This is a genomic window from Corynebacterium occultum (assembly GCF_009734425.1).
Classification (GTDB): Bacteria; Actinomycetota; Actinomycetes; order Mycobacteriales; family Mycobacteriaceae; genus Corynebacterium; species Corynebacterium occultum.
In genome coordinates, this window is sequence record NZ_CP046455.1 from 2,083,391 (window position 1) to 2,100,086 (window position 16,696).

16 protein-coding genes are annotated in these 16,696 nt (G+C 62.0%); 8 read left to right on the forward strand and 8 right to left on the reverse strand.

Annotated features, from left to right (window positions below; all coding sequences use genetic code 11):
• Positions 1–344: 344 nt before the first annotated feature.
• Positions 345–1,283, forward strand: a complete 939-nt coding sequence (locus tag COCCU_RS09625) for a cation diffusion facilitator family transporter (protein WP_156231300.1) — start codon at positions 345–347, stop codon at positions 1,281–1,283.
• A gap of 36 nt (positions 1,284–1,319) precedes the next feature.
• On the opposite strand, the gene COCCU_RS09630 is transcribed toward COCCU_RS09625, so the two are convergent.
• Positions 1,320–1,838 (reverse strand): SixA phosphatase family protein, encoded by a 519-nt coding sequence (locus COCCU_RS09630; protein ID WP_156231301.1) that lies wholly within the window; start codon positions 1,836–1,838, stop codon positions 1,320–1,322.
• Positions 1,839–1,945: 107 nt separating this feature from the next.
• Between COCCU_RS09630 and COCCU_RS09635 the strand changes: the two genes are divergently transcribed.
• The 3 genes from COCCU_RS09635 (at position 1,946) to COCCU_RS09645 (ending at position 4,262) form a co-directional block, all read left to right on the forward strand.
• Positions 1,946–3,169 carry a glycosyltransferase 87 family protein gene (locus COCCU_RS09635; RefSeq protein ID WP_197088334.1) on the forward strand — a complete coding sequence of 408 codons (1,224 nt, stop codon included), beginning with the start codon at positions 1,946–1,948 and terminating at the stop codon, positions 3,167–3,169.
• Positions 3,166–3,657, forward strand: a complete 492-nt coding sequence (locus COCCU_RS09640) for a hypothetical protein (RefSeq protein ID WP_156231303.1) — start codon at positions 3,166–3,168, stop codon at positions 3,655–3,657. Before COCCU_RS09635 ends, COCCU_RS09640 begins: the two co-directional genes overlap by 4 nt.
• 134 nt (positions 3,658–3,791) lie before the next feature.
• Positions 3,792–4,262, forward strand: coding sequence for a hypothetical protein (locus COCCU_RS09645; RefSeq protein ID WP_156231304.1), 471 nt, complete (start codon positions 3,792–3,794; stop codon positions 4,260–4,262).
• Positions 4,263–4,324: 62 nt separating this feature from the next.
• Here COCCU_RS09645 and COCCU_RS09650 read toward each other — a convergent pair whose 3' ends face one another.
• Together COCCU_RS09650 and COCCU_RS14550 are read right to left on the reverse strand one after the other, a co-directional pair.
• Complete coding sequence (locus COCCU_RS09650; RefSeq protein WP_156231305.1) at positions 4,325–4,855, reverse strand: NUDIX hydrolase; 531 nt, start codon at positions 4,853–4,855, stop codon at positions 4,325–4,327.
• 101 nt (positions 4,856–4,956) lie between these two features.
• A complete protein-coding gene (locus COCCU_RS14550; protein ID WP_197088335.1) occupies positions 4,957–5,133 on the reverse strand; it encodes a hypothetical protein in 177 nt (58 codons plus the stop codon).
• Positions 5,134–5,191: 58 nt separating this feature from the next.
• On the opposite strand from COCCU_RS14550, the gene COCCU_RS09655 reads away from it, so the two are divergent.
• Positions 5,192–5,446 carry a hypothetical protein gene (locus COCCU_RS09655; protein ID WP_156231306.1) on the forward strand — a complete coding sequence of 85 codons (255 nt, stop codon included), beginning with the start codon at positions 5,192–5,194 and terminating at the stop codon, positions 5,444–5,446.
• A gap of 14 nt (positions 5,447–5,460) precedes the next feature.
• On the opposite strand, the gene COCCU_RS09660 is transcribed toward COCCU_RS09655, so the two are convergent.
• Entirely contained in the window at positions 5,461–6,252 is a 792-nt protein-coding gene (locus COCCU_RS09660) for a transposase family protein (RefSeq protein ID WP_156231307.1), read from the reverse strand.
• 454 nt (positions 6,253–6,706) lie between these two features.
• On the opposite strand from COCCU_RS09660, the gene COCCU_RS09665 reads away from it, so the two are divergent.
• Positions 6,707–6,973 carry a hypothetical protein gene (locus COCCU_RS09665; RefSeq protein WP_156231308.1) on the forward strand — a complete coding sequence of 89 codons (267 nt, stop codon included), beginning with the start codon at positions 6,707–6,709 and terminating at the stop codon, positions 6,971–6,973.
• A gap of 76 nt (positions 6,974–7,049) precedes the next feature.
• A complete protein-coding gene (locus tag COCCU_RS09670) occupies positions 7,050–7,439 on the forward strand; it encodes a hypothetical protein (protein WP_156231309.1) in 390 nt (129 codons plus the stop codon).
• 1,003 nt (positions 7,440–8,442) lie between these two features.
• Here COCCU_RS09670 and thrC read toward each other — a convergent pair.
• On the reverse strand, positions 8,443–9,885 hold the full coding sequence (gene thrC / locus COCCU_RS09675) for a threonine synthase (protein ID WP_156231310.1): 1,443 nt from the start codon (positions 9,883–9,885) through the stop codon (positions 8,443–8,445).
• A gap of 134 nt (positions 9,886–10,019) precedes the next feature.
• Between thrC and COCCU_RS09680 the strand changes: the two genes are divergently transcribed.
• Positions 10,020–11,387, forward strand: a complete 1,368-nt coding sequence (locus tag COCCU_RS09680) for an MFS transporter (protein ID WP_156231311.1) — start codon at positions 10,020–10,022, stop codon at positions 11,385–11,387.
• A gap of 115 nt (positions 11,388–11,502) precedes the next feature.
• Here COCCU_RS09680 and COCCU_RS09685 read toward each other — a convergent pair whose 3' ends face one another.
• The 3 genes from COCCU_RS09685 to COCCU_RS09695 all read right to left on the reverse strand — a co-directional run bounded on the left by COCCU_RS09685 (position 11,503) and on the right by COCCU_RS09695 (position 16,644).
• Positions 11,503–11,964: a hypothetical protein gene (locus COCCU_RS09685; protein ID WP_156231312.1), complete on the reverse strand. Its 462-nt coding sequence runs from the start codon at positions 11,962–11,964 to the stop codon at positions 11,503–11,505.
• 122 nt (positions 11,965–12,086) lie between these two features.
• Positions 12,087–15,251 (reverse strand): bifunctional [glutamine synthetase] adenylyltransferase/[glutamine synthetase]-adenylyl-L-tyrosine phosphorylase, encoded by a 3,165-nt coding sequence (locus tag COCCU_RS09690; RefSeq protein ID WP_156231313.1) that lies wholly within the window; start codon positions 15,249–15,251, stop codon positions 12,087–12,089.
• Positions 15,252–15,303: 52 nt separating this feature from the next.
• Positions 15,304–16,644, reverse strand: coding sequence for a glutamine synthetase family protein (locus COCCU_RS09695; RefSeq protein WP_156231314.1), 1,341 nt, complete (start codon positions 16,642–16,644; stop codon positions 15,304–15,306).
• Positions 16,645–16,696: the final 52 nt, after the last annotated feature.

Genomic DNA, 16,696 nt, shown 5'->3' on the forward strand with positions numbered 1-16,696 from the left:
ATCCCCCATGTCATCCCCTGATTCTGGAGCTGTTTCCACCCCTGTCATCTTGCTCACCGGGGCAGGGGGTGTGCCCGGGGTTGGGTTGTCCACCCTCACTGTCTGTGCTCTCATCAGGCCAGGACACCTAGCGGTAACAATTCCGGAAATTTCGGCTTCAAACGGGTGATTCTGAGTTATATTTCGAGTACGGAAATACTTTGCCTCCGGTGTTGCCTCATCAGGTGTTTTCCGCTTCCAGATCAGGATTTTCCACGGGACATTTCCTTCAATATATCCCGCTTCCTCCCCCCTGCTGTTTCACCTACCGTTGAGCTGCCGAAGGCTGAACCCAAGGAATCGCCATGTCCCATATCCGACCTCTCCAACAGAAGAAGATCAACCTTCTGGAGCGGATTCTTGTGCTGACCTTGGTGCTGCTGCTGGTGTCGACGCTGTTGAAGACTGCTGCGGGGATCTTCAGTGGCTCCATCGGTTTCTATGCTGATGCGGTCGCCTGCCTGCTGCTGCTGTTGACTACGTTGTTGGCGATTTCCCGGCTGCGGCGCACCGCCGTGCCGCAGTTGATCACCTTTGGTCGGGCGGACCGTAGTTATGCCCGGATCTTCAGCGTGATGTTCACGGTGCTGTCCCTGGGGTTGATCACCTTGGTGTCCTGGCATCTGATTGATGCCACGCCGCTGCAGCTGCCGGTTCCGGCGCTGGGGTCGGCGGGATTGGCGTGGTTGTTCATGTTCAGCCTGGCGGTGTACCTGCAGCGTTCTTCCCGCTACTACCGCCTGGAGATCCTGGGCACCGGGGCCCGCTACCTGTGGTTGGGGATCCTCACCTCCACGCTGATCCTGCTCGCCGTGGCACTCACCTTCTGGACCGGCTGGTCATGGCTGGATGCCCTGATCGGCTTCCTACAGGCCCTGGTGCTGCTCTATGTGGCGTATCAGCTCTGGACCCGCAGCGCCGCCACCCAACCCCGGGTGCCGGCGTCGGCGGAGGAGCTGCGCGAACTCAAGGATCTGCTGCACCATTTCGCGGAACCCCGGCAGATCAGCTTCTCGGCGATCCATGGTGTCCGGATCGGTGAACGCCTGCATTTCACCGTCATCATGGGGGTTCCGGAGACCTGGACCGTGGTGAAGGCACAGCGCAGCGCCGATGCACTGGAGCAGGAGATTCTGCAGCATTTCGGGGGCGCGAGGGTGGAGATCCACCTGGAATCTTCGGAGGTGTTCCAGGACCCCGGTTTCCACCAGGAGCATGTCACCCGGGAGGATTTCCGGGGCTGAGTCACATGTCCCTCACCGAGCAGCTGCCCCGGCGGCTCAACCCCGGGGGACCACATACTCCCTTAACTGGGCATCCCCGGGCTGCAGCTTCTCCCAGGTTCCCTCGAACTCCAGAACGGCAATGGCGCTGGTGGGGAATTTCAGGTCCATGCTGGCCCAGCCGGGATGGTTGTCCCGGGTGGCCACTTCCCGCACCAGGTCCTGCACCCCGGGCCAGTGTCCCAGGAAGAGCACCGTGCCGGCCGACTCCGGTAAGGCGGTGATCAGTTCCCGAAAGGAGGATACCGGGGACTCATACATCTGCTCGTGGTAGCTGATCCCCGTGGCACGGGCCCCACCATCCTCGACTCTTTCCCAGGTCAGGCGGGTGCGGGCAGCGGTGGAGCAGAGCACATGGTCGATATCGCCGATCTGCTCCGCCAACCACTGCCCGGCGGCGAATCCATCTCGGATGCCACGTTTGTTCAGGGGGCGTTCGTGGTCGGGTTCCGGGGTCGCCCAGGAGGACTTGGCGTGCCGCATCACCAGCAGACGGTGGGAGGTGGTGGAATTCATACCGCCACCCTAGTCACCCCTTCCTGACCTCGGGGTGGCCCGGTGGAGGTGGGTCAACACGGCGTCGATAAGCGAATGTGGCGGAGGGGCGGCATAGAATCAGCGGTGTGTCCCTACTCCCCCAGCGCGTGGCCGCGGTGCTGCTGTGGCTGCTCGGTCGTCTGAGCATCCTCGCCCTTGTCGGTATTGATGACTACACCGTCATCAATGATGTCGCCTACTACCACCGTGGCATCACTGAAGGCACCCTCCCGGAATACCCGGAGCCCGCCCTCTGGCTGCTTTACCCGCTGCATGCCCTCTTCCCCGGTGATGCCGACATGTTCACCCTCGCCTATGTCGGCCTCTGGTTGCTTCTCGACGTCGCATTCTGCCTCTGGTTGGCGCGGGGCAGACACGGGGCGGGGCTCTGGTTCTGGCTGTTGTTCAGCACCGCCTGCGGCCCGATGCTGGTGTTCCGCATGGATCTGGTACCCGCCCTGCTGGTCGGGGTGGCCGCCCTGGGGGTGCTGCACAACTCCCGGATCTCGGCGGTCGCCCTGGGTTATGCCACCGCGGTGAAACTCTGGCCCGGGGTGCTGGCCGCCGGTCTGGTGGCCGGGTGGAGGGAACGACGGACCTGGCGGCAGCTGTTCTGGTTCCTGGGAACCCTGCTGCTCAGCGCCGCGATCACCGCCGTCTTCTTCGGCCCGGACAGGGTGCTGTCCCCCCTGAACTATCAGGGGGAGCGGGGATTACAGGTGGAGTCAGTGGCGGCCACCCCCTTTGTGCTGCTGGCCTGGCTCCAACCCGATCAATGGCAGATCTCCTATGCCCCCTCCAAGAGTTTTGAGATCCAGGGCCTGGGCACCGGCATCGCCGCCCAGCTCTGTTCGGTGGCTATGCTGGCCCTGCTGCTCTTCGCCTTCGGGTTCGCGCTGCGTCGTTTCCTGCGCGGTGGTTGGCACCCCCATTCCACCCTGGCCTTCTGGCTGGTGGTGCTCATCGCGTTGATCGTGGTGAACAAGGTCTTCTCCACCCAGTACCTGCTCTGGATGGGCCCCCTGCTCGCCGCCTGCCTGGTGGGCACCGCTGGCCGGGAAGGTGGTGTCCCCCGGCCGTTGAAGATACTGACCTGGCTGGCCATCCCCACCGCAGCACTGGGCACCCTGGTCTATCCGGTCTTCTATGACCAGCTGGTTGATGCCGACCCTCAGCTGATCGCGGTGGTCATCCTGAGCCTGCGCAATATCGCCATGCTGGGACTGCTCTGGCAGGCCATTGCCTGGCTACGCCTGGAGCTGCGGACTGAGGGGAAAGAGCACTCCCGGGATAAGGTGCACCACCCATGACTCTGAACCTGAGCCTGGTGCCCATTGATGAGGACCCGAACCTGGCGGCTATCCGGGCAATACTGTCCCGGCACGGGATCTTGAGCGATCAGCGCTGGCTCTGCCGGGAATTTGGCGGGGCCGAAATGCATTTCGAGACCTCCTGGCTGGGTGAGGGAGCCTCCTCCTTCTACGGGCAGATATTCCAGGCCGAACTGAACCTCCCCCAATGTGAACTGCTCTTCGAGCTGGCGGTGGAGGGCAACCTGGTGCTGACCCCTGAGCTAGGGCCACCGCATCTGCTGGTCTGCGGGAACACCCATAGCCCGGAGGAGGTCCATGATGAAACAGCCCCACCCTGGCTGGAGGAGATATGTTTCCTGGACTCGGCCCGGCAGCTGCATGACTGCCTCCACGGGGAGTGGGAAACCTTCCGCAGCACCTTCCTGGATCAGGGCACGGACTGGGGGCCACGGGAACAATGGCCGGAATCCGGTCAACTGGGTTAGGCGGAGCCGAAGGGGACTTGAACAGGCGGTTTCAGAAGCATAACTTTTCCGGCATTCAGTCCCCGAGCATCTGAAACTGCTGTCATCATGACGGCTGTCACCGTATTTTCACCGATATCGGGAGGATGTCCACCATGAGTCTCCGCGTTCTGAAGATCTCCGCCGCCCTCACCTTCGCCACCGCCCTGACAGTGGGTGGTGCCACCGCCACCGCCCAGACTGCTCCCCTGCAGTACACCAATGCCGCCGGGGATGTGCGGTGCACCTTCTATCCCCGGGCGGAAGGCACCCATGTGCTCTGTGTTTCGGATGCCCCCGGCAGCAGGGCCGCCAACCCGGAATGTAACCCACCCCAGGCGCTGATCCCCAGCCTGGTGATCAACACCCGCAATGAAACCTTCACCAACTGCTGGAACCAGGGCATGGACGGCACCCCGCAGGCCCTGCAACCCGGACAGAGCCGCAATATCGGCACCAAGTCCGTCTTCGCTGACCCCGCCGGTGGCCTGGTCATCTGGGATAACCGTAACTTCCAGTCCTTAGGTTATGCCGGCACCGGAGACCTCTACGGTTTCTCCTTCACCAGCGGTTCCTCCGGTTCCTGAGCGCCCCCGCCCAGGGGAGGCCCGACACCATCAGGATCCCCAGTTTGCGACAGGGGGGTGGCTTAAGGCTTGCGCTTGTGGAAGCCCAGCCGGGGGCGGAAACCCTGGGGATGTTTCAACTGGGCCACCGCATCCCCGATGATCAGACGGAAACGGGGGTCCAGTGACGGCAGCTGGGCCACCGTGAACCAGCCGACATCGCTGGACTCCTCATCGCCGATGACCGGGGTGTCATCACCGATCACGCTCATCCGGATGGCGGTGTCGATGAAATCCACGACATCCCCATTCGGGTAGGTCACCCGGTTCATCGCCCCCACCCCGAGTAGTGCCTCAACCCGGGCCTCCAGGCCGGTCTCCTCCCTGACCTCCCGCATCGCGGTCTCGGCGGGTTCCTCACCGGGTTCACAGATCCCGCAGACCGGGGTCCAGTTGCCGTTGTCGGCACGCTTGACCAGCAGCACCTCCGGCACCGCCCAGATCGGGGCATCCGGGGCGACATCGCGGATCACGATCGCGCTCACAGCCGGCAGGAAGAGCGGATCATGGCCGATCTTTTTGCGCAGCTCAACAATGAATTCAGGGGTGGCCACATCAGTTCCTTTATTGATCAGTTCTTCTCAGATCCCCCCTGGGTTAGCAGAGGGAATCCCATGGAGGGTTGGTACAGGGGGTTGGTATCAGGGGAAAGGGGTTATTCCCCGTTTCCGGTTTCTGTTCCACCCTGGTCCCTGCCCTCAGCAGGGCGGTCCTCAGCAGAGGCTTCCTCTTCAGCCTTGCGGGCGGCTGCCTCTGCCTTGATCTGTGCCGCGAAGCGTTCCGGATCAAACTCCAGAAAATATTCCGCACCCATCTGATGTTCCTGAGCCATGTGCAGCTCTCCTCTCGACTAGTTCTTGTCCCCCCATTGTGCCTGTCCCACCGAGGTAATGACGCGCCAGGTCCGCCCATACCCGATCCGCACGGTTGAGCAGTCTCAGGCAGCGACGACGGTCCGTAGCCACCTCAATCTCCAACAGAAGAGCACGGGTCTGGCGGGCCTCCCCCAGCAGTTGCTGCACCCGGAAGGCATCCGGGTCCCGGGAGTCGGTGAAACGCAGTCCCTCGATCCGCTCTTCGAAATCGGTGCCGATGCCCTGGGTCCGATCGAGCATTCACCATTTGAAAAGGAATGCTGTGAGTAGTCGTGGAGGCTTATTCATAGGCCGTTGTAGAACATCATTCCGATGATCGCTCGAATGACGTTTGTGAAGTCCTCGATCGGACGTCGATATCTCGTTTTCAGGATGTGCCAGTTCTTCAGATGTGCATTCACTCGCTCGATGACCGCCCGGTAGCTATTGACCTGCCGGTTGTAGTCTTTGTCTTCTTGCGTCAGGCTGCCGTTTCTGGGTTTCCGGATCGGGTGTGTGCAGTGCCAACCGATATAGCCTTTGTCGGCGGTGACATTCCAGGGCTGTCCCTCGGGGTCGGGGAAGTTGGATTCTCGGATACACCGCAGATCGTGCCAGGCCCCGGGTTTCGGATCGGGGGCCCACATCAGGTGTCCGTCCAGATCACAGGCCACCTGGAGGTTGAGCCCGGTGGTCTTGTGTTTCCCGGAGTAGAGGTCGTGGTGGTCGTTCCAGTCCCAGCAGGTCACCAGGGTTCCATCGATGACAAGCGTGCCAACGAAGGTCTCGAAGTCGGCGGGCGTGGGCCGGTGTTTCTCCAGCAGGCCAGCGATCAGGTCGGTGAAGGTGCTGATGATGCGGGAGACGGTGGGCTGGGAAATGCGGTAGGTCTTTGCCAGTGCTTGTTCGGTGCGGTTTTCGCTGAGGTAGTCCAGGGTCAGCAGGACCCGATCTTCCACGGTCAGGGTACGTCTGCCGTAGGGGATGTCGGCGAGCTGGTCGCAGTGGGTGATGGTCTCGATCAGGCCGAGTAGTTGTGTGTCATTCAGCGGGGCCGTAGTCTTGCTGGTGGGACTGTTTGTTTGGTTTTTCTTCACACATTAATCGAAACAGGCAGTCCCTTTTTATGTCCCCGCGACACGCCCCACGAGCGGCGAATGGACTGGGGACGATAAACCCCTATGAATAAGCCTCGTGGTAAACCTTAGGAATACTCGAAGATGGGAAACCTGTCTAGAAAATCGACTGCTGCCCACTCCAAACGCGGGTGTTTTGGAGATAGGCATCAAGATCTGAGCGGTCCCGCCCCCTCTTATAATCAGTGCCCACAAGAACAAGGACGAGATTGTGCTCCCTCACCACCGACCGACCAGTTCCGAAGAGCTGAAAGCGGATATACGTTCGCGCAGTCGGCCGCCTATGCTTCCACACCACCGACTTTCCAAGGCTCGCTGGTGGAACTTACCCCTCCCCGAGATCCTCTTTCTGATCGTCGGATTCGTCTTTCAACGAATCTATCCAGATCCGCTCTCCACCGTGAACCGTCTCGCAATGAACGCAGAGACCGCGGGATGGAGCGCACTTATCGTCGGAATACCCCTACTGTTTATCCCGCTGCGAGTGTTCTGGTTCGACATCGCCTACATAGTAGTTGGGTTCCTGCTTTATCAGTTCATGCAACAGAATTTTGCTGGTCAGCCGATTATCTTTCTCGGCCTTGTGCTATTTCTGGGCATGGGCATGATGGTGTCTGGCGCGTCCTACCTGGTTCGTCGAGGATTGGCTTATCTCTTCGCTCGTAGGCGGGCTCAGCAGTAGAACGGCGACACAAGACATTCTGTGAATAAACCGGCGGTCGGCGCCTCGGGGCTGGGACTTTCGGAAAGGAATGCTCATGACGGATCCTCTCGATAAGCCGACCTGGGTTGCCATCGGCTTTCTCGGTTGTGGTGCGCTACTGGTTGTTGTTGCCGCTCTCCAGATGAATCCGATGGCGAATAACGGGACCACTCTTACATGGTCTTCTTTCGTAGTGGGAAGTGTGGCGTTAGCAGTATCCTTCGTGCTCTTTAACGTTGCCGTAGCTCTTCGGGAAGCTTCCTGGGTGGACGTTGGGATCTGCGTGCTTATCGGAGTCGTGTTGGTTGGTGGTTCTATGCTCTGGTTGCACCCCATGGCAGGCGAACCAGTCATTTTTCATCCCGCACTTGCGCCGAGAGTGCTGGGGACGATATGGCTTTTCGCTGCAGTGGTTAACGCCCTACGGGCCGGAAACCGGTTTTGAAGTTTCGAAAAAGTCGCCAAACGAAGTTTCAAGTCATAGTGGAGGGCTTTCAGCTTGGCGTGTCAGCCTCTCTAAAAAGTGGCGATCAGGGAATGCCCGAATCCTCCTGCTCTCTTTGCTTTGCAAATAAAGGCGCTACTCTAACTTCGCATACCGTATGCCCCACTACTGGAAGAGGATCCCACTATGCCAACTATCGGCCTTACCGAGATTGTGATCATGTTACTTATGCTGGCAGTTCTCACTGCGGTGCTCTACGTTCTTGTCTTGCTGATCAAGATGCTACGTAAGGCTAGTCGCAGGCTAGATCGGTTGGAGACCCCTCGACAGGATCAAGGTCCCTTGCGTAGATGACCTTTTGGCTAGGGGAAAATTAGCGGATCCCCAAATGGAGCCGCAGGGAAGAGAGATCTGACCCCGAGATAGCTCACTCCGAGCATTTATTCGACCTACTTGGGACATTTGCTGGCATCATCTAAAAACGCCATTTGAAGTTGCTAAAAAGTCACTGAAGCTGCAAGTCACACCCTTAGCCGAATCCCTGCCAGGTAGCTGATCTCAACACCAAAACAAGGACTTGCACCTGCCACCCTCCCTCCCCCAAATTTCCCCCACGGCCACCTGGAAATGAAGAAAAACCGGAGGTCACAATCTCTTTCGAGGTTGTGACCTCCGGCCGTTGCAGTTCGAGAACCGTTCATGACCTCGCCGGTAGTGGCTGTCCGCCAATTCCCGGGAGACACCGCCTTGGCGGGGTGCCGAAAGCTCATCCCGGTCTTTCAGCAGGGTGAACCATCCGGGATCCACCATCGTCTATTCCTCATGTTGCCGAAGAACCTGTGATCAAACTTCAGGTGAGGGGTGGGCATGTCATCTCCCCGCTCTCGAACAGGGCAGCTGCCACCGGAGGTGCTGCAGGGGTACAAAAGAAAAATCGCCCCCGGAACCGCAAGGGCTGCGGTCGGTGGGGCGATTTCCGGGAAGCCGGGTCAGTTAAACGGGTTTAGCGGACCTCAGTGTTGTCGATGGAGGTGCGGATGAACTGCTTGACCGCCTCCACATCATTGGGCAGGTCGGTGACGTGGTGCTCGGTGTCGAGGACGCCGGCGAAACGCGCCGGGATCTCAGGCTCGGTGCCGATGGCTTCCTTGATGGTCTCGGCAAACTTCACCGGCAGGGCGGTCTCCAGGCAGACGATGGGGGTATCCACATCCTTGCTCCAGTCCCGGGCCACGAAGACACCATCGGCGGTGTGCGGGTCGATCAGGACACCGAAACGCTCATGCACATCCTTGATGGTGGCCAGGCGATCTTCGTGGGTGGACTTGGCGGAGCCGAAACCAAACTCATCGATCACGTCAAGCATGCGGGTGTCCTCGGCGAGGGAGAAACCACCCTGGTCGAGCATGCCGAAGAGCTGGCGGACACGGCCGGCATCGCCCTCCATCAGGTCGAAGATGAAACGCTCGAAGTTGGAGGCACGGGAGATATCCATCGAGGGGCTGGAGGTGGCGTAGGTCTCGCTGGACTTACGGGGGCGGTAATAGCCGGTGCTGAAGAAGTCGTTGAGCACGTCATTTTCATTGGTGGCCACCAGCAGACGGTCGATCGGCAGCCCCATCTGGCGGGCGATGTGACCGGCGCAGATATCACCGAAGTTGCCGGTGGGCACGGAGAAGGAGATCTTCTGGTCGTTGCTCTCGGTCAGCTTCAGCCAGGTGCTGACGTAGTACACGATCTGGGCCATCAGGCGGGCCCAGTTGATGGAGTTGACCGCACCGATGCGGTGCTCTGCCTTGAAAGCGGCGTCAGAGGAAACCGCCTTGACCACGTCCTGGCAGTCATCGAAGACACCCTCGAGGGCGATATTGAAGATATTCGGGTCATCCAGACCGAACATCTGGGCCTGCTGGAAGGGGGTCATGCGGCCGGCGGGGGTGAGCATGAATACGCGGATGCCCTCCCGGCCGCGCATGGCGTACTCGGCGGAGGAACCGGTGTCACCGGAGGTGGCGCCGAGGATGTTCATGGTCTCGTTGCGGCGGGCCAGCTCATATTCGAAGAGCTCGCCGAGCAGCTGCATCGCCATGTCCTTGAAGGCGGCGGTCGGCCCCTCGGAGAGGTGACCGAGGTAGAGGCCGTCCTCCAGCTTGGTCACCGGCACGATCTCCTCGTGCGCGAATTTTTCGCTGGTGTAGGCGCGGGCGGTGATCGCCTCGATATCTTCCGCGGGGATGTCATCGATATAGAGTTTGAGGACCTCCGCCGCCAGGGCCGCGTAGCCCTTCTCCCGGAGGAGGGTGCGCCAGGCGGTGAGCGTGGCATCATCCAGTTCCGGGTATTCCGCCGGGAGGTAGAGGCCACCGTCCGGGGCTAGGCCGCCGAGGAGGATATCGGTGAACTTTGCAGGGGTTGCTGAGCTGTCTCGAGTTGAAATGTAATCCACGCCCCATACCTTACTTACCTCCTGCCGGGATTACAGTGGCCACCGACCGGGCAACCCCCGGAGTTGACCCCGGGGCGACTGTCCCATTCGAGGCAGATCCCACTTTCCTGATAAGAGGATTAAGGTGTGATGTTGTGAGCAGCCCTGATCCCCGTACCGTTTTAACCCGCCGTGCCATCACCGTCTGGGTGGCTGCCGTAGCCGTCTACGTGGTGGCCATCACCGGTCGCACCAGCTTCGGTGTCGCCGGTGTGGAAGCCATCGAACGCTTTGGTATCGACGCCTCCCGGATCGCGGTCTTCACCGCCGTCCAGATCGGTGTCTACGCCTTCGCCCAGATCCCGATGGGTATGCTGATCGACCGCTTCGGCCCCCGGAAGATGCTGGTGGCCGGTGCTGTGGTGATGGGGGCCGGCCAGATTCTGCTCGGCCTCACCGGTAATTACTGGGTGGCCATCCTCGCCAGGGTGCTCATCGGTGCCGGCGATGCCTCCGCCTTCCTCTCGGTGATGCGGATCCTGCCCTACTGGTTCCCGCTGAAGAAAACTCCGCTGTTCACCCAGCTCACCGCCTCCCTCGGTCAGCTGGGCCAGTTCATTTCCGCGGTCCCCTTCATGGCGCTGCTGCATCTCTCCGGCTGGACCGTCGCCTTCGTCTCCCTCGGCGCGGTGGGTGTCCTGATCGCCATGGCCGCCGGAGTCGCCGTCGCTGACTCCCCCGACACCGACGATGCCGCTAAACAGGCCCGGGCGGAGAAGAAGGCCCGCCGGGCCGGGGAAGAACCTCCGCTTGACGACGCCGTGGTCACCCCCCGGGAGCCCGCCCAGGTCTGGGAACTGCTGAAGATGGTGCTGCGCAGCCCCGTCTGCTGGCTCGGTTTCTTCATCCACTACTCCTGCATGCTGCCCCAGATCGTCTTCACCCTGCTGTGGGGCGTGCCCATGATGATCCTGGGCATGGGTCTCTCCTCCGCCCAGGCGGCCCTGGTGCTCACCCTCAACACCGTCGCCACCGTCTCCATCGGCCCACTGCTGGGGCTCATCTCCAGCCGGCTGGGGCAGCGTCGTGAGCTCGGCGCCCTGGCCTTCACGCTGATCATCGGTGCCACCTGGATCATCTTCTTCATGTCCGAAACCCCGCGTGGTCTGATGGCGATCATCATCGTCAACATCATCGTCGCCATGTGCACCCCGGCAGCGAACTTCGGTTTCGATCATGTCCGGGAACGACTGGACCGCAAATTCGTGGCCACCGGCACCGGCCTGTCCAACATGGGCGGTTTCCTTTCCGGCATGCTCGCCGCCCAGCTGGTGGGTGTCCTGCTGGACTGGAGCGCCCAAGGCAAGACCTACGCCTGGGCTGATTTCCGCATCGCCTGGATCGCGGTCATCGTCGTCTGGGCACTGGGTGTGATCGGGCTGTTGATCTCGCGCTCCGCCATGCTGCGTTCCGACCGGGGCCGGGGTCGTGGCACCAAGGTGGTGGAACACACCGAGGTCTAGATCTTCCAGTCCAGGGGATTCACCCGAAATATCCCCCCGCCCCCTGCCCGGGGAACCTGAAGAGGTTCAGTCCCGGGCATGGGGGCGGGGGGATGTTTTTTCATTCAGGGGCGACTCAGTGACGGGGTCCACGGGGACCACGGGGGCCCTGCGGCGGATCCTGGCGGCCGGTGAGGATATCGATCACACTGCGGATCGCGGCATCACCGATGCCTGAGGAACCCACGAAATCAATGGTGTCCCGGCCCTGCTCAAAGGTCTTGCGGACATCCTCCCAGGGATTGCGGGGACGACCATGGTCACGGTGGCGGGGACCGAAGAAGTCCTCAGCGGCCCGGTCAATGACCTCGGCTGCCTCGGTCTCCTCCCCTGCTGCGGAGAAATCCTCGGAATCTTGATCATCATCTTCCTCATAACCCGGGAAGAAAGCGTCAACCTCCACCTCCAGGCTGAGGGTGCGGCCGTCAAAGTCGATGCGGTCACGGGGGTCCATGCCAGCGGAGCGGGCGGCGTCGACAAGTGCCACCAGATCAGCAAAGCTGGCGTCCTTGAGGTCGATGGAAAGTTTCAGTGCCATGATGTCCAATCCTTCTGGGTGGTGGGTCTGAATCCGAGTGTAGGTACCGCAAACTGTCACGTCGATACCCTTAGGGGAAAGATCGGGGTTCCTCCCCAACCCCCCTCCCGGCAACCGCCGCTTCAGCTTTCCCGTTCCAGGATGCGCTCCCCCCAGAACACCTCATCGACCACCTGCCGGGCCCGGCGCGTGACCTTGAGGTAGTGCTCCAGGAATCCGTGGTTGTCATTGGGATTCCAGCCGGCGGCACCGGCCACCTGGGCGAGTTGGTGTCCGGGTTGGGGCAGCTGGTCGGTGCGTTTACCGCGGACCAGCACCAGGGCGTTGCGTGATTTGGTGGCCAGCAGCCAGGAGTCCCGCAGCTTCTCCGCCTTCTTCTCGCTCAGGAGTCCCTCCGCGGCAAGCACCTCGAGGGTTTCCAGGGTGGAGGTGTTGTGCAGTCCGGGATGTTCGTGGGCGTGCATCAGGGTCAGCAGCTGTGCGGTCCATTCCACATCACCCAGTCCACCCCGGCCGAGTTTGGTGTGGGTGTTGCGGTCCGCGCCCCGGGGGAGGCGTTCCTCATCCACCCGGGCCTTCATGCGGCGAACCTCCCGGATGGTGGCCTGGTCGGCTCCTCCATCCGGGTAGCGCAGCGGGTCAATGGCCTGGAGGAAGGCGAGTCCCACGTCTTCATCGCCGGCGACATTGGTAGCCCGGAGCAGGGCCTGGAGTTCCCAGGTTTCACCCCAGCGGCGGTAGTAGGACTCATAGGACTTCACGGTGCGCACGATGGGACCACTGCGGCCCTCCGGCCGCAGGCCGAGGTCGACCTCCAGGGGTGGGTCCTGGCTGGGTTTGGCGAGTCGGGTGCGCAGCTGGTCACAGACCGAGATCGCCCACCTGATGGCTTCGTTCTCATCCTGGCCTTCGATGGGTTCGGCGACAAACATGACATCGGCGTCGGAGCCATAACCGAGTTCTGCCCCACCGAGGCGGCCCATCCCGATCACCGCGATGCGGGCGGGTGCTTCGTCCCGGTTCCGAATCTTGAGCTGGTAGCGCACCTCGGAACGAAGTGCCGCCTCTAGGACGGCATTCCACACCCTGGAGAGGTTATGGCAGACCTCCTGCACATCCATCATTCCCAGCAGGTCGGCGGCAGCCACCCGGGCCAGCTCTCCACGGCGCAGTGAGCGGGCCACGCTGATTGCCCGTTCCGGATCCTGGTGGCGGCCAGCTGCTGCCACCAGGGAGCGGGCGACCGTGTCGGCCGACTTTTCCAGCAGTTTCGGCCCCTTCGCCCCGTCCCCGAGCAACTTGACGATGTCCGGGGCGGCGATGATCAGGTCGGCGGTGTAGGGCGAGTTTCCCAGGATCTTCATCAACCGCTGGCCGACGATGCCCTCATCCCGCAGCATCCGCAGGAACCAGGTGCGGTCATAGGCGGCATCGGAGAGCTTCCGGTAGTTCAGCAACCCCGCGTCCGGGTCGGCGGTGTTGGCCAGCCAGTCCATCAGGGAGGGCAGCAGCATCGCCTGGATCTTTGATTTGCGGGTCGCCCCGGATGCCAGGGCGGCAAGGTGCTCGTAGGCGCGTTCCGGGGAGCGGTAGCCCAGTGCCGCCATCTGCAGCTGGGCTGCCTCGCGGGACAGCTTCAGGGTGTCCACCGACATGTTGACCACGGAGTTCAGCAGTGGGCGGTAGAAGATTCGACGGTGCAGGGAAGAGATCAGCAGGCGCATCTTGCGGAGCTTGTCCAGCATCATCTCTTCTGCGGAACGGTTACCGGAGCTGGTGAAACCGGCGGTAATCGCCAGCCAGTGCAGGTGCGCCCTCTCATCTTTCGCGGGCAGCAGGTGGGTACGGCGCAGGCGGTGCAGCTGCAGGCGGTGTTCCAGCAGGCGGAGGAACTCATAGGCGGCGATCAGGTCATGGCCGTCCTCCCGGCCGACATAGCCGCCGAGCACCAGGGCGTGCAACGCCTTGGTGGTGGAGAGTGCCCGCAGGGACTCATCGGAACGACCGTGCACCAGCTGCAGCAGCTGCACCGCAAATTCGACGTCCCGCAGGCCCCCGTTACCCAGTTTGAGTTCCCGGTTCCGCAGTTTCTCCGGAACGTTCTCCACCACGCGACGTCGCATCGCCTGGACATCATCGACGAAGGAGTCACGCTGGCTGGCTGCCCAGACCATGGGCTGGAGCTGGTCGATATAGGCCTGCCCCAACGGCCGGTAGCCGGTCATCGCCCGGGCCTTGAGCAGGGCCTGGAACTCCCAGGTCTCCGCCCAACGCTTGTAGTAGGCGAGATGGCTGTCGAGGGTGCGCACCAGAGCGCCCTGCTTCCCCTCCGGTCGTAGGGCGGCATCGACCTCGAAGAAGGCCCGGGAACCGATCCGGTTGAACTCGCCGGCCAACCGGGTGGCCCGGGAGCTGGCGGGTTCCGCGATGAAGATGACGTCCACATCGGAGATGTAGTTCAGCTCCCGGGCACCGCACTTACCCATCGCCATGATGGCCAGCCTGGTGTCCACCGGTTTCTCCCCGTACACCGACTCCACCGCCACCGCCAGGGCGGCAGTGAGGGCGGCATCCGCCAGATCAGCCAACAGGGTGGTCACCGTGTTCAGCGGGACAATCGGGTGGCCGATGCGGCGGCGCGACCCCGGGTAGGTGCCCGCCAGGTCATGGGCGGCGATCCTCATGATCAGGGTGCGGTAGGTCAATTTCAGGGACTGTTCCGCCTCCGCTCCCCCGATCCTGGCGCGGTAGGTGCCAGCCCCGTCCAGGGTGGAAGTGGCCGGGTCAGGCCCATAATCAATGACCTCGTCCTCCACCGGGATCTCAATGTCTGCCGGCACCGCATCCACGGCTTCAAGCATCTGGGTCATCATCTGCGCTGCGGTGGGCAGCGGCTGCACCAGCTGTGGCCACAGCTCGGGGTGTGCCACCAAGTGGTCGCCCAGGGCGGTGGAACCACCGAGCAGGGCGATCAGACGCACCCGCAGCGCGGTATCACTGAGCAGGGCGTGGTTGAGTTCGCATCGGCGCGCGCCGGGTTCGGCCGTCATCCGTTGTTCCGCGGAACTATAGCTGAGCCCGTCCGCCTCATCGAGGGCACCCATCAGTCGGACCAGGGTGTTCAGCGCCAGGTCTGGGTCACCTGCACCCCCTAGCGCCCAGAGAAGATCTTCACTTTCGGGGTTATTCCACCTCAGCCATTCCAGGTCCTCGCTGGCACGGGGATGGGAGAGGCCGATCAGGCCCGGGGTTGGCAGGCTACTGCGGGGAGAACGCGGAAGGGTCATGATTTATCGGTGTGGCTCCAACAGGGTTTTAATGGGTGTGGGTGGGACGGGGCTAGTAACCGAGGGTGCTCCGCAGCTCCCAGGGGGTGATCTGTTCCTGGTAGCGGTGCCACTCATCCCATTTGCTGCGTAGATAGAACTCGAAGACATGCTCGCCGAGGACCTCCGCCATCAGCTCGGACCCCTCGAATTCGCGCAGCGCCCCCTCCAGGTCAGTGGGTAGGTCCACATAGCCCATGGCCAGGCGTTCCCGGCGGGTGAGATCGGAGATATTGTCCTCGGCGGGTTCCTCCAGTTCATAACCCTCCCGGATGCCCTTGAGACCGGCACCGAGCAGCACCGCATAACCCAGGTAGGGGTTGACGGCGGTGTCGATGTTGCGGATTTCCACGCGACGGGATTCAGCCTTGTGCAGCCGGTAGGTGGGTACCCGAACCAGGGCCGAGCGGTTGGAGATTCCCCAGGTCGCGGCGGTGGGGGCCTCATTGCCGAACATGATGCGCTTATAGGAGTTGACCCACTGGTTGGTCACCGCGGTCATCTCCGGGGCGTGACGGAGGATGCCGGCGATGAACTGCCGACCAGTGACGGAAAGGCTGATCTCATCATCCGGGTCATGGAAGGCGTTCTGATCCCCCTCAAACAGCGACATGTGGGAGTGCATCGCGGAACCAGCCTGCTTGTGGAAAGGCTTGGGCATGAAGGTGGCCGCCACATTGTTCTGCATCGCCACCTGCTTGACGATGTAGCGCAGCGTCATGATGGAGTCCGCCATGGTCAGCACATCAGCATGCCGCAGGTCGATCTCCTGCTGCCCTGGTGAGGTCTCATGATGGGAGAACTCAACCGGGATACCCATGGACTCGATCGCCATCATCGATTCGCGGCGGACCGCACGGCCATCAAAGTGGGAGGCCTGGTCGAAATAACCGCCCGAGTCGGTGGGGACGGGTTCATGGCCATCGGTATCGAGGCTCTTGACCAGGTAGAACTCGATCTCCGGGGAAATCATGCAGGTGAAACCATCCTCCGCCGCGGAGTCCACCTGACGGCGCAGCACCTGGCGGGGATCCGCCCAGGAGGGGGTGCCGTCCGGCATCGTGACGTCACAGAACATCCGGGCGGTGACCAGCGGGGAGTCCTCTGGATCGAAGGGCAGGATCTGGAAGGTGGAGGGGTCCGGCAGGGCGATCATGTCCGCTTCGGACACCCGGGAGAATCCCTCGATGGCGGAGCCATCGAATCCCACCCCCTCCTCGAAGGCGGATTCCAACTCACTGGAGGCCATGACCACCGACTTGAGGTAACCGAGGATGTCGGTGAACCAGAGCCTGATGAACTTGATGCCACTTTCCTCAACGGTGCGGAGCACGAATTCCTGCTGACTGTTCATGCTGCCCATGCTAGTTCCGGCACCCGGAGTGGTGGTGGCAGTTATGCGTCCC

Bases quoted from the DNA above. Each gene is read 5' to 3' on its own strand.
- COCCU_RS09625 (WP_156231300.1), top strand. From the start codon at position 345: ATGTCCCATATCCGACCTCTCCAACAGAAGAAGATCAACCTTCTGGAG.
- COCCU_RS09630 (WP_156231301.1), bottom strand. From the start codon at position 1,838: ATGAATTCCACCACCTCCCACCGTCTGCTGGTGATGCGGCACGCCAAG.
- COCCU_RS09640 (WP_156231303.1), top strand. From the start codon at position 3,166: ATGACTCTGAACCTGAGCCTGGTGCCCATTGATGAGGACCCGAACCTG.
- COCCU_RS09645 (WP_156231304.1), top strand. From the start codon at position 3,792: ATGAGTCTCCGCGTTCTGAAGATCTCCGCCGCCCTCACCTTCGCCACC.
- COCCU_RS14550 (WP_197088335.1), bottom strand. From the start codon at position 5,133: ATGGCTCAGGAACATCAGATGGGTGCGGAATATTTTCTGGAGTTTGAT.
- COCCU_RS09655 (WP_156231306.1), top strand. From the start codon at position 5,192: ATGACGCGCCAGGTCCGCCCATACCCGATCCGCACGGTTGAGCAGTCT.
- COCCU_RS09665 (WP_156231308.1), top strand. From the start codon at position 6,707: ATGAACGCAGAGACCGCGGGATGGAGCGCACTTATCGTCGGAATACCC.
- COCCU_RS09670 (WP_156231309.1), top strand. From the start codon at position 7,050: ATGACGGATCCTCTCGATAAGCCGACCTGGGTTGCCATCGGCTTTCTC.
- COCCU_RS09685 (WP_156231312.1), bottom strand. From the start codon at position 11,964: ATGGCACTGAAACTTTCCATCGACCTCAAGGACGCCAGCTTTGCTGAT.
- COCCU_RS09690 (WP_156231313.1), bottom strand. From the start codon at position 15,251: ATGACCCTTCCGCGTTCTCCCCGCAGTAGCCTGCCAACCCCGGGCCTG.
- COCCU_RS09695 (WP_156231314.1), bottom strand. From the start codon at position 16,644: ATGAACAGTCAGCAGGAATTCGTGCTCCGCACCGTTGAGGAAAGTGGC.